The sequence below is a fragment of the Bacillus sp. AY2-1 genome (assembly GCF_008368965.1).
Classification (GTDB): Bacteria; Bacillota; Bacilli; order Bacillales; family Bacillaceae_G; genus Bacillus_A; species Bacillus_A thuringiensis_S.
In genome coordinates, this window is record NZ_QPEL01000026.1 from 1 (window position 1) to 12,099 (window position 12,099).

The following is a 12,099-nucleotide window of genomic DNA, read 5'->3' on the forward strand; positions in this document are numbered from 1 at the left end:
ACCTATTGTTGTTTTTTATTATTTTTGCAAGGAAAGATTATCAAAATATGTTCTGTAAGTATTAGAGAATTCAAAGTTGTTTTTTGCATCCCAATTAATAGACCAAGACATTAGGCCGCGGAATGCAGGATAGCCACTCTGATTTGAAAGTTTATACTTTCCTCCGAAAGGAATGCCCTTAATGATATAATCTAAAGCTTTTTTCATTTCAGTTGGAGAAATGTACCCGCCACTTGGAGCGGCCGCTGGAGCTGCAGGAAGTCCAATCATGACTTGATCCGAACGAAGAGCTGGGAAAATGTTATTTGCATTACCACCTACAGGAAAACCATGTAAGAGCATATCCGCCATAGCGACTTCGTAGTCTGCAGTACCTTGATTGTAGTTATTACCGTCCATTCCAATCCCGCTACCAGCATTGTAGTGTTGAACGTGAATGTATGTTAGTTTATCTTTCACTCCATAAATAATTGGTAAATATGCACCCCAGATGCTTCCGTATGCGCTATAACCGCCTTGAACATAAGCTGTTTCAGGAGCCATGCTTAATAGAAAATCTGGACCATAATGATCTGAGATTGTTCGAATAGCTGATATAAGATTTACGATTTGAGGAGTAGTTGGGTTTTTGAAATTAGTGTCATTTCCGTTTAAGTAAATACCCGATTCAAGGTCAATATCTATTCCATCAAAATCATATTTATCAATCAGAGATTGTATGGAATTAATAAAACGTTGCTTAGCGGCATTGTCAGGGAGTAAAACGACCCCATTTTGTCCACCTATTGAAAGAACTACTTTCTTTCCTTTACTTTTTAAATAAGAAATATCTGATTTGAATTCTGCATCTGTACCATATACAGGGGAAAATTCAACAGTGGAACGATCACCACCAGTTTCACCGAAAGATACATTGATTACATCCCATTTTGGTGAAACGTCTCTTAATTTAATAATGCCAGTACCGTTATCGAAGTTATGCCAGTATCCAACGAGTAATTTTGAACCTAAATTGTTTGCTGCTTGTGTTTGGAAAGGGGATAGCGGTAGTAGTAAGAACATTACTAAAATACAACAAAAAAATTTGAACTTGTTTAACATATTAACACTCCTATACAAAAAGTTGTCTAGATGTATAATCTTGTTTATTTAATGATATCTGAAAATTCTTTCTTTTGTAAGAGGACTATAATTTTCTCAACAATTGTGTATGGGAAAGTATTAAACCTAATGAAATAATTTTTGAAGGAGATTGAATTGCAATTGTTAAATTCAGAATATTTTGATATATTTTAAAGTATAGGACAAAATCTTTCGCACAGTACTCTTACATAAATTTCAAAATTTAGTTTGGAAGGGGATGTACAAGAGTTGGATAAAAATCTTAAGAAAGACCTCAAAATACGCCACATTACAATGATCTCAATTGGTGGCGTAATAGGAGCTGGTTTGTTTGTTGGAAGTGGTGCGGTTGTGCATTCGGCAGGACCTGGTTCTATCGTTTCATATGCATTAGCAGGGCTTCTAGTTATTTTCGTTATGAGAATGCTGGGGGAAATGGCAGCTATTAATCCGACAAGTGGTTCATTTGCAACATATGCAAGAGAAGCAATTGGTCCATGGGCAGGTTATACAATTGGGTGGCTATATTGGTTTTTCTGGGTAATTGTTATTGCAATAGAAGCTACAGCAGGTGCTGGTATTATTCAATACTGGATTCCGGAAATCCCACTCTGGTTATTAAGCTTAATATTAACGATTTTATTAACGTTGACGAATGTTTTCTCGGTGAAATCATTTGGAGAATTTGAATATTGGTTTTCATTTATTAAAGTAATAAGTATTGTTTTGTTCCTTTGCTTAGGTCTTGCTGTTATTTTAGGATTTGTACCAGGAACGGAAGCACCTGGCACTTCGAATTTAGTAGGGCAAGGAGGGTTTATGCCAAATGGTATAAGTTCGGTGTTACTTGGAATCACCGTCGTTATATTTTCATTTATGGGATCTGAGATTGTTGCTGTAGCCGCTGGAGAGTCTGCCGAACCTGTAAAAGCAGTAAAAACAGCAACAAATAGTGTGATTTGGCGTATTCTCGTATTTTTCATTGGATCGATCGCTGTAGTTGTTACACTCCTTCCGTGGAATTCAGCGAACATACTAAAAAGCCCATTTGTGGCGGTATTGGAACATATAGGGATACCAGCGGCAGCACAAATTATGAATTTTATCGTTTTAACAGCTGTACTTTCTTGTTTAAATTCGGGTTTATATACGAACTCAAGAATGCTTTTTTCAATGGCAGAAAGAGGAGATGCACCAAAGGCATTTTTGAAATTGAATAGTAGTGGTGTTCCGGTTCGGGCGGTTTTATTTGGAACTTTCTTTGCTTACATTGGAGTTGTTTTTAGTTACATATCTCCAGATAAAGTATTTTTATTTTTAGTGAATGCATCTGGCGGTATTGCATTACTCGTTTATCTCGTTATAGCAATTTCACATTTCAAGATACGTAAAAAAATGGGGAAAGCAGAACAACAAAATTTGAAAGTGAAGATGTGGCTTTTTCCATATGTAACATATGTTACAATTGCTGCGATTATAGCAGTTTTAGTTGCAATGATCGCAATTGAATCTTTACGTTCACAGGCACTATTAACGATGCTTGTTACTCTTCTTATAATAATTTCTTATTTTATTTTTAATAGAAATAAAAATAGTACAGTATTGAATTCCGAAAGTAAAAATGAGGAATCTGTTCGATTCTAATTTCTTGTTTTAGAAGAGAGTTACACCCAATCATTGCTATAAAAGAATCATAGAAACAAGTAATTACTATTGTCATAGTGAATATAAACTTTTTTCTTGACTTTTTATACGAAGGCGAGCAGAATGGTAAAAAAGGAAGGGGGGATGATGTTGGAAGAGTACGTATTAGAGCTGTATAACTTGTTATATACGACAGAATGGCAAGATATTGTTTCGTTTCTAGGAATAGTATTTTGCATGAAAATTGTAATTGTATATATGGAAGAGCAAGGTATGTTCTATTCCTTCTCATCTCCGTTCGATGTGCAGCGCGAGCCGTTGCTAAACTATGCCAATGTGAATTACGAACAATTTCCTTTTGTACTATTCTTTATGATTCGATTTATAACAGCAATTGTAAAGAAGAAGGAAAGTGATGATGAAGAGTGCCACGCAACTTGTAAGGTAGCTAATGTTTTTTAAGCTAAATACAAGGAGGAGATTTATATGTGGTTTCGATTTCTTATGATTGGTTTCTTTTCATTAACAGCAATTTCATTAATGGGATATCAAGTGTCTGAAATTTTTCAAGCATATAGCGATACATTTTTTAACAAAAATTAATCGCGTTGCTATTTGAATAATAAAGCGATAAAATCCTTCTTAAGAAGTTTTATTAAGAAGGATTTTTTTCTTTGTCTTGTCTTGCTGTGTCAAACTATTGTCACATTTACACTGTGAATAATATGTTAAAATAGTGAGGTTATGTATACATACTTGAAGGAAGAGGGAGTGACCATTTTGGTGAATCAATCAACAAATCAGAAAAGCTATGCTCCTATTGTGATAACGCTTTCTGTAATTGTAAATGCGATTATTTTATTTTTGTTCTTTGGACCTGTTGGCTATGAAGGAGAAGTACATTTTGATGTAACAATTTTACCAATGTTAAATGCGATTTTTAATAGCTTTACGTTCGTATTCTTATTAGCAGCTTTATACTCTATTATTAAAAAGAATGTGAAAATGCACCGTGGTTTTATCCTCGCAGCATTTACAACGACGTTGCTATTTTGTGTTTCTTATTTATCGTATCATTACTTGGCGCCAGCAACACATTTTGGCGGAGAAGGGTTCATTAAATATGTGTACTTCATTATTTTAATTACGCATATTATCCTTGCTGCAATTATTGTACCACTTGCATTGTTTGCACTTGTATTTGGTTTTACAAATCAATTAACACGTCACCGTAAAATTGTACGTTGGACGATGCCAATTTGGTTATATGTAAGTTTATCTGGTGTTATTGTTTACTTAATGATCTCACCTTATTATCAATAAAAGTCTCAGCCCTTAGGCTGGGGCTTTTTTGTTAAGCAAATCTTTTTGTGAAATGAAAAAAATATGGTATACAAAAGTATAGTTGCTTTTCATATAGAAGGGATGGTAAAGAAATATGCAAAATTTTGTATTTCGTAATCCAACGAAACTTATTTTCGGTAAAGATCAATTAGAACAGTTAAAAACTGAAATTCCACAGTTTGGTAAGAAGGTTCTTCTCGTATATGGAGGAGGCAGTATTAAAAGAAACGGTATTTATGATAATGTAATTTCTATTTTAAAGGATATTAATGCAGAAGTATTTGAATTGACGGGTGTTGAACCGAATCCTCGTGTATCAACTGTAAAGAAAGGGATTCAAATTTGTAAAGATAATGGAGTTGAATTTATTTTAGCAGTTGGTGGAGGAAGTGTAATCGACTGTACGAAAGCGATTGCTGCTGGTAGCAAATATGATGGAGATGTATGGGATATTGTAACGAAAAAAGCATCTGCTAGTGAGGCATTACCATTTGGCACTGTACTTACTCTTGCTGCGACAGGTTCTGAAATGAATGCAGGCTCGGTAATTACAAATTGGGAAACGAATGAAAAGTATGGATGGGGAAGCCCAGTTACATTCCCGCAGTTTTCAATTTTAGATCCAGTTCATACTGCATCTGTACCGAGAGATCAAACGATTTATGGTATGGTAGATATTATGTCACATGTATTAGAACAATATTTCCATCATGGAACGAATACAGAACTACAAGACCGTTATTGTGAATCTGTTTTAAGAACAGTCATTGAAACAGCACCTAAGCTTTTAAGTGATTTAGAAAATTATGAGCATAGGGAAACAATTTTATATTGCGGAACGATGGCGTTAAATGGCATTTTAGCGATGGGAGTAAGAGGTGACTGGGCAACTCATAATATTGAACATGCAGTTTCTGCTGTTCATGATATACCGCATGGAGGTGGGCTTGCGATTTTATTCCCGAACTGGATGAAACATGTTGTAGAGGAAAATGTAAGTCGTTTTAAACAGTTCGCTATTCGTGTATTTGATATAGAAACAGATGGCAAAACAGATAAAGAAGTGGCGTTAGAAGGAATTGAGGCACTGCGTCAATTTTGGACTTCAATTGAAGCGCCAGCAACATTAGCTGATTACGGTATTGGAGAAAATGAAATTGATATAATGGCTAATAAAGCGATGGTGTATGGTGAATTTGGTAACTTTAAAAAATTAAATAAAGATGATGTTCTAAGTATATATAAAGCTTCTTTATAAGTGAATTTAGAAAAGAAACCTATTTGATTGTTTGATCGAATAGGTTTCTTTTTTGCTGTTTATAAGCGTTTATGAATGTTTGTGATTATTTTTGACTGTTTATGGTTGATTTTTGTGACCGTTTTCATTATACTGTAATCAAAGAAGAGGTGAATAAAATGTTAACTCCTGAACGTCATCAAATGATATTGCAACTTGTAAAAGAACAGAAAGTTGTAAAATTACAGCAATTAGTTGAAAGAACAGAAAGCTCTGAGTCGACAATTCGCCGTGATTTAGCACAATTGGAAAAGCAAAGGTTATTAAAAAGAGTTCATGGTGGTGCCGCTGTTTTAACAGGAAAAGGGCAAGAACCAACGATGGTTGAAAAATCATCCAAAAACATTCAAATAAAACAACAAATTGCTAATTATGCGGCTAGCGTTGTTGAACAAGGTGATTGTATTTATTTAGATGCAGGGAGTACAACATTTGAAATGATTCCATTTTTAATCAATAAAGATGTTACTGTCGTTACGAATGGACTTATGCATATTGAAGCTTTAGTTGAAAATAATATTCGTGCGTATTTACTAGGCGGAATGATGAAGAGTAGGACGAAAGCTTTAATCGGTGCTATGGCACAGGAAAGTATGCAGAAGTATCGCTTTGATAAATGTTTTTTAGGTGCAAATGGTGTACATGAACAGCTTGGCTTTACAACGCCAGATCCAGAAGAAGCGCTCCTAAAACAAATGGCATTAACATTAGCAAACGAAGGATATTTCTTAATTGATGAAAGTAAGTTTTCAGAAGTTGCGTTTGCGAAAATTGCAAATGTTGAAGATGCAAATATTATTACAAACCATTTAGAAATTGATTTAGAAAAATATAAAAAACAAACCAATGTAATTGAGGCTGATAAACAATGATCTATACAGTTACTTTAAACCCATCTATTGATTATGTAGTGCAAGTTCCTTCTTTTGATTTAGGAACAATAAATCGAGCGGAGAAAGATATGAAGTTTCCTGGAGGAAAAGGAATTAATGTTTCTCGTGTTCTTCAGCGTTTAGGTGTTAAAAATATAGCACTTGGATTTACTGGTGGATTTACTGGTCAATTTATTAAAGAGGTATTACAGACGGAAGGTGTAACAACAAACTTCGTCCAAGTAGATGAAGATACTCGCATTAATGTGAAAATAAAAGGGAAAGAAGAAACAGAATTAAATGGCCAAGGTCCTATTGTAACAAAAGAGCAGTTCGAACAGTTAATGAAAAAAATTGAGAGTATGCAACCTGGAGATTGTGTTGTACTCGCTGGGAGTGTACCAGTCTCTATTCCAAGTACCTTTTACGAATCAATCGCTGCGTTTGGAGCTGAAAAAGGTATTCGTGTAGTAGTAGATGCAAGTGGAAGTGCACTGCAACATGTAATTAAAAATAAGCCGTTTTTAATTAAGCCAAACCACCATGAACTTGGTGAGTTGTTTGGAGTGGAGCTTTCAACAGTAGAAGACATTTTACCTTATGGAAGAAAATTAATTGAACAAGGTGTAAAACACGTTATCGTATCGATGGCTGGAGAGGGAGCTTTATTATTTACGGCAGAAGGTATATATGAAGCGACTGTTCCAAAAGGTGTTGTAATTAATTCAGTTGGGGCCGGAGATTCTCTTGTTGCAGGGTTTGTAGGCAAATATGAACAGACAAAAGATATTGAAAAGGCATTTCAATACGGCGTTGCAACAGGGAGTGCAACAGCATTTTCAGCTGATTTATGTAAGAAGGAAAAAGTAGAAGAATTATTGTCGCAAGTAATTGTAGCTAAGCGATAGGGGGAAGCAACATATGAAAATTACAGAACTATTAAAAAGGGATACAGTCATTATGGATTTGACAGCTTCAAATAAAGAAGCTGTCATAGATGAATTAGTTGAGAAATTAAACGGGGCAAATCGTTTAAATAGTAAAACGGAATTTAAAGAAGCTATTTTAAAGCGGGAGTCCCAAAGTACGACTGGAATAGGGGAAGGTATTGCAATACCTCATGCGAAGACAAAGGCTGTTAAACAACCATCGATTTGTTTTGGTAGAAGTGTAAGCGGTATCAATTATGAGTCGCTTGATGGACAACCGGCACACTTATTCTTTATGATTGCTGCAAGTGAAGGAGCGAATAATACTCATTTAGAAACGTTGTCTCGTTTATCGACATTATTAATGGATGAAGGGTTTCGCAAGCAACTATTAGAAGCGAAGGATGAAAGTGAGCTTCTTCAACTATTTGATGAAAAAGAGAATGAAAAAGAAGAAGAGATTGAAGTTGCAAAACCAGAAGGAAATGAACCGTACGTACTTGCTGTTACAGCTTGCCCAACTGGAATCGCTCACACATATATGGCGGCGGATAGCTTAAAAGCAAAAGCGGCAGAGTTAGGAATAGCGATTAAAGTTGAAACGAACGGATCAACAGGTATTAAAAACGGTTTAACGAAAGAGGATATTGAACGTGCAACAGCTATTATTGTTGCGGCAGATAAACAAGTAGAAATGAATCGTTTTGCTGGTAAACATGTCATTCAAGTGCCAGTTGCTGATGGGATTAGAAAAACGGAAAATCTGCTTAAACGAGCTGTCAAACAAGATGCACCAATCTTTAAAGGTGTAAAAGAGGATGGGAAAACAGAAAGTATTGAGAGAGAAAAAGGATTAGGAATTTATAAGCATTTAATGAGCGGTGTAAGTAATATGCTTCCATTCGTTGTTGGTGGCGGGATTTTAATAGCGCTAGCATTTTCGTTTGGTGGTATAAAGGCGGAAGGTCCTTTAGCTGAATTGTTCATGTCAATTGGTGGAGGAAAAACAGGTGCGTTTTTATTCCTTGTACCAATTTTAGCTGGATTTATTGCAAGCTCTATTGCTGATCGTCCTGGTTTTATGCCTGGTGTTGTAGGTGGATTTTTAGCGGCGAATGCGAATGCTGGATTTTTAGGTGGATTAATTGCTGGTTTCTTAGCTGGATATGTTGTTTTAGGGTTAAAAAGATTATTTTCAGGACTACCAGTACAATTAGAAGGAATTAAACCTGTTTTGTTATATCCAGTCTTTGGATTATTGATTACAGGAGTTGTAATGCAAAAAGTAGTAATTCCGCCTGTAGTAGCATTAAATGAAATGTTGACAGGGTGGTTAAATGGTTTAAATGGTACGAATGCTATATTACTAGGTCTTATTTTAGGTGGTATGATGGCAATTGATATGGGTGGTCCAATTAATAAAGCGGCATTTACGTTTGGTATTGCTGCAATAGAAGCACAGAATTTTGGAGTGCACTCAGCAGTTATGGCTGGTGGTATGGTACCGCCACTTGCGATTGCATTCGCAACTACATTCTTTAAATCAAAGTTTACAGAAGCGGAACGTAAATCTGGTTTAACAAATTATATTATGGGAGCATCGTTCATTACAGAAGGTGCGATTCCGTTTGCAGCTGCAGATCCGGTTCGAGTAATCGTAAGTTGTGTTGTTGGTTCAAGTATTGCAGGTGCGTTATCTATGTTATTCCAAATTACATTACCGGCACCGCATGGTGGATTATTTGTAATAGCATTAGTAAATAAACCGTTACTATATATTTTCTCTATATTAATTGGAACGATTGTCTCGGCTATTATGCTAGGTGTTTGGAAAAAGAAAGTTCAATAACAAATGAAAAGAGAGCAGCTTTTAGTAGCTGCTTTCTTTTTATTACAAAAAAATAGGTTAACAATGGAATATTGATGCTTTTTGGTAAAAGATGTAATGAATTTTGGGTTTTTTGTAACAAAAAAGTAACACTGTAATTTTTTCTGGAAAAAGTTCTTGTGCTCGTATGTAAAAAATATATGAAAACCATTGGAGATTGTATTAAAAATACATTTTATTAATATGGAAATTTATGTTACAGCTCATTAATCGTATATTACGAATGCTTTGTAATTGTGTGATTTCTAAAAATTCTAAAAATCTGTTGCTATAATGAAAATACGAAAACAAAGCAAATGGAGGCTATTCATGAAAAAATTATTAAGTATAGCAACAGCAGCAGTTTTTGGTCTTGGGATTTTTGCAGGTTCTGCTAAAGCGGAAACAATTGTAACGACAGACGTATTAAATGTTAGAGAAAACCCAAATGTAGAGTCAAAGCTTGTAGGTAAAGTGTTAAGTGGGAATACACTAGATGTTATAAATACAGAAAATGGATGGACAAAAATTAAGTTGAACGGTAAGGAAGCGTTTGTAAGTGCTGAGTTTACAAAGAGCACATATTATGTAACGGCGGGCGTATTAAATGTTCGTGCTGGAGCGAATACTGATTCTGAAATTTTAGGTAAACTTAATAAAGGTGATGTGATTGAAACGACGAATCAAGTTCAAAATGAATGGTTACAATTCGACTACAATGGAAAAGTCGGATATGTTCACGTGCCATTTTTAACAGGAACGGCACCTGTAATTGAAAAGAAAGAAGTTGTAGCTCAAGAAGAAGCGCCGGCTAGAACAAATACGCCGGTTAAAAATAATACAGCAGTTAAGAATAAAGAGTCTGTTAAGAGTAACGATTCTATTAAGAAGGTAGAATCAAGTAAACCTGTGGTAAAAGAAAAGCCGGCTGCAAAACCAGTTGCGAAATCTACTGAAACAAGTGCGCCTACTGGTGGTCGTGAAATTACAGTAGAAGCGACGGCATATACAGCAGATCCGAGTGAGAATGGTTCGTATGGTGGTCGTGTATTAACTGCAATGGGGCATGATTTGACAGCAAATCCAAATATGAAAGTAATTGCTGTTGATCCGAAAGTAATTCCGCTTGGCTCAAAAGTATGGGTAGAAGGATATGGAGAAGCGATTGCTGGAGACACTGGTGGTGCGATTAAAGGAAATCGTATTGATGTATTAGTCGGTTCAGATGGTAGTGCTAATAGCTGGGGGCGCAAATCTGTAAAAGTGAAAGTTATACAATAGGTTATCGATATTAATATAAAAAGCGGTTGCTTGAAATTATGTAAGCAGCCGCTTTTTATGGATTATTGAAATGGATAAATAGTTTTACCTGTAATAATTTTATATGCACTGCAAAATTGCGTTTGTATATATTCTGTATTTTTATTTTCTACATGTAATGTTGTTTCATGGAGAGTAGAATGAAAAGCCCGTAGTAAACAATTTAGGGCGAAGTATAATTCCTCTTGTGAACAATTTTGTTCTTTTGTAGAAGTAGCTAAAATGAGGTCTTTTGTCAAAGATGAAAAATTGATGGTGGATTGTTTCATAGTTAACTCATCCTCTCGAAACTATTTTTATCATGTATATGCAGAATTGGACAAACTATGTTCTTTTTTATATGTAATTTCATGTACCGAAATGAAAGAACTTGCAATCATGCCGTTAAAATTGGTAAGATTGGGTATAATCAATAGATGGAGTATATTACATAAAGAGAGTTGAATGATATGGGAGAATTGCAACGTGAAAAAGTTGCTGTCATCATTGGACCAACTGCTGTTGGAAAGACGAAGTTAAGTATCGATCTTGCCAAAGCGTTGAACGGTGAAATTATTAGTGGTGATTCCATGCAGATCTATCGAACGATGGATATTGGAACTGCAAAGGTAACAAAAGCAGAGATGGACGGAATTCCACATTATATGGTCGATATAAAAAATCCGGAAGATTCATTTTCTGTCGCGGAATTTCAAGAACGTGTTCGCAAGCATATTCAAGAAATTACAGAACGTGGTAACTTACCAATTATAGTTGGTGGAACCGGTCTTTATATACAATCTGTTTTATTTGATTATCAGTTTACAGATGATGCTGGTGATGTGATATACCGAGAGCAAATGGAAAAGTTAGCTTTAGAACGCGGTGTGGAATATGTACATAAAAAATTGCAAGAAGTAGATCCAGAAAGTGCAGAGCGTATTCATGCAAATAATGTACGACGTGTCATTCGGGCGTTAGAAATTTTCCACACGACGGGTGAAAAAATGAGTGACCAAATTGAGAAACAAGAAAAAGAGTTACTCTATGATGTTTCATTAATTGGCTTGACAATGGATCGAGAAATGCTATACGATCGCATTAACTTACGAGTGGATTTGATGATGGAACAAGGCCTATTAGAGGAAGTAGAAGGGCTGTATAATAGAGGGATACGAGATTGTCAATCTATTCAAGCGATTGGATATAAAGAAATCTATGATTATTTTGAGAATCGAGCCTCTTTAGAAGATGCGGTATCACAATTAAAGACGAATTCGCGTCGTTATGCAAAGCGTCAATTAACGTGGTTCCGTAATAAAATGGATGTCACGTGGTTTGATGTTACAGACGGTGAAAAAACGTCAGAAATTTTACGATACATAGAAGGAAAGTTACAAGTAAAGTCGAATAATAGTAAGTAGAGAAAAAGAGGAGGATTCGACATGAAGCAATCAATCAATATTCAAGATCAGTTTTTAAATCAACTCCGTAAAGAAAATACGTTTGTTACGCTGTACTTATTAAATGGTTTCCAGCTTCGTGGACTAATTAAAGGATTTGATAATTTTACAGTCCTACTGGAAACAGAAGGTAAGCAACAGCTTATTTATAAACATGCAATTTCTACATTTGTACCACAAAAAAATGTTTCAATTGAATTAGAATAGTAATGAATTATTGTACATAACAAAAAAAGAGCGAGTTTGAACTGCACCCCAATTG

The 12,099-nt window shown here is 35.2% G+C and carries 12 protein-coding genes; 10 read left to right on the forward strand and 2 right to left on the reverse strand.

Translation table 11 applies throughout. The features are described from left to right. Window positions 1-18: 18 nt before the first annotated feature. The gene (locus tag DN403_RS06825) at window positions 19-1,101 is read right to left on the reverse strand and encodes a chitinase (protein WP_000932447.1); all 1,083 of its coding nucleotides are present in this window, start codon (window positions 1,099-1,101) and stop codon (window positions 19-21) included. Window positions 1,102-1,371: 270 nt separating this feature from the next. On the opposite strand from DN403_RS06825, the gene gabP reads away from it, so the two are divergent. The 8 genes from gabP to entD all read left to right on the forward strand — a co-directional run bounded on the left by gabP (window position 1,372) and on the right by entD (window position 10,356). After that, window positions 1,372-2,766 carry a GABA permease gene (gene gabP, locus DN403_RS06835; RefSeq protein WP_000360101.1) on the forward strand — a complete coding sequence of 465 codons (1,395 nt, stop codon included), beginning with the start codon at window positions 1,372-1,374 and terminating at the stop codon, window positions 2,764-2,766. Window positions 2,767-2,889: 123 nt separating this feature from the next. Then, window positions 2,890-3,228: a hypothetical protein gene (locus tag DN403_RS06840; RefSeq protein ID WP_003309818.1), complete on the forward strand. Its 339-nt coding sequence runs from the start codon at window positions 2,890-2,892 to the stop codon at window positions 3,226-3,228. A gap of 318 nt (window positions 3,229-3,546) precedes the next feature. Then, entirely contained in the window at window positions 3,547-4,089 is a 543-nt protein-coding gene (locus tag DN403_RS06845) for a DUF420 domain-containing protein (RefSeq protein ID WP_000248061.1), read from the forward strand. Window positions 4,090-4,204: 115 nt separating this feature from the next. Next, window positions 4,205-5,368, forward strand: a complete 1,164-nt coding sequence (locus tag DN403_RS06850) for an iron-containing alcohol dehydrogenase (protein WP_016077363.1) — start codon at window positions 4,205-4,207, stop codon at window positions 5,366-5,368. Between the two features lie 158 nt (window positions 5,369-5,526). Then, complete coding sequence (locus DN403_RS06855; protein ID WP_000957288.1) at window positions 5,527-6,279, forward strand: DeoR/GlpR family DNA-binding transcription regulator; 753 nt, start codon at window positions 5,527-5,529, stop codon at window positions 6,277-6,279. Next, entirely contained in the window at window positions 6,276-7,187 is a 912-nt protein-coding gene (gene pfkB, locus DN403_RS06860; RefSeq protein ID WP_000640856.1) for a 1-phosphofructokinase, read from the forward strand. The genes DN403_RS06855 and pfkB overlap by 4 nt, the downstream gene beginning before the upstream one ends. 13 nt (window positions 7,188-7,200) lie before the next feature. Then, window positions 7,201-9,057, forward strand: coding sequence for a PTS fructose transporter subunit IIABC (locus DN403_RS06865; RefSeq protein ID WP_000704609.1), 1,857 nt, complete (start codon window positions 7,201-7,203; stop codon window positions 9,055-9,057). A 348-nt stretch (window positions 9,058-9,405) separates the two neighbouring features. Next, entirely contained in the window at window positions 9,406-10,356 is a 951-nt protein-coding gene (entD, locus tag DN403_RS06870; RefSeq protein ID WP_000735454.1) for a cell wall-binding protein EntD, read from the forward strand. A gap of 62 nt (window positions 10,357-10,418) precedes the next feature. Here entD and DN403_RS06875 read toward each other — a convergent pair whose 3' ends face one another. Beyond that, window positions 10,419-10,664, reverse strand: a complete 246-nt coding sequence (locus tag DN403_RS06875; RefSeq protein ID WP_000814430.1) for a hypothetical protein — start codon at window positions 10,662-10,664, stop codon at window positions 10,419-10,421. Between the two features lie 180 nt (window positions 10,665-10,844). Between DN403_RS06875 and miaA the strand changes: the two genes are divergently transcribed. Both miaA and hfq read left to right on the forward strand, forming a co-directional pair. Further along, window positions 10,845-11,798, forward strand: coding sequence for a tRNA (adenosine(37)-N6)-dimethylallyltransferase MiaA (gene miaA / locus DN403_RS06880; protein ID WP_000504289.1), 954 nt, complete (start codon window positions 10,845-10,847; stop codon window positions 11,796-11,798). Between the two features lie 21 nt (window positions 11,799-11,819). Then, entirely contained in the window at window positions 11,820-12,044 is a 225-nt protein-coding gene (hfq, locus tag DN403_RS06885) for an RNA chaperone Hfq (protein WP_000813896.1), read from the forward strand. Window positions 12,045-12,099 lie beyond the last annotated feature (55 nt).

Coding starts and splice junctions, on each gene's coding strand:
- DN403_RS06825 (WP_000932447.1), bottom strand. CDS start 1,101: ATGTTAAACAAGTTCAAATTTTTTTGTTGTATTTTAGTAATGTTCTTA.
- DN403_RS06840 (WP_003309818.1), top strand. CDS start 2,890: ATGGTAAAAAAGGAAGGGGGGATGATGTTGGAAGAGTACGTATTAGAG.
- DN403_RS06850 (WP_016077363.1), top strand. CDS start 4,205: ATGCAAAATTTTGTATTTCGTAATCCAACGAAACTTATTTTCGGTAAA.
- DN403_RS06855 (WP_000957288.1), top strand. CDS start 5,527: ATGTTAACTCCTGAACGTCATCAAATGATATTGCAACTTGTAAAAGAA.
- pfkB (WP_000640856.1), top strand. CDS start 6,276: ATGATCTATACAGTTACTTTAAACCCATCTATTGATTATGTAGTGCAA.
- DN403_RS06865 (WP_000704609.1), top strand. CDS start 7,201: ATGAAAATTACAGAACTATTAAAAAGGGATACAGTCATTATGGATTTG.
- entD (WP_000735454.1), top strand. CDS start 9,406: ATGAAAAAATTATTAAGTATAGCAACAGCAGCAGTTTTTGGTCTTGGG.
- DN403_RS06875 (WP_000814430.1), bottom strand. CDS start 10,664: ATGAAACAATCCACCATCAATTTTTCATCTTTGACAAAAGACCTCATT.
- miaA (WP_000504289.1), top strand. CDS start 10,845: ATGGGAGAATTGCAACGTGAAAAAGTTGCTGTCATCATTGGACCAACT.
- hfq (WP_000813896.1), top strand. CDS start 11,820: ATGAAGCAATCAATCAATATTCAAGATCAGTTTTTAAATCAACTCCGT.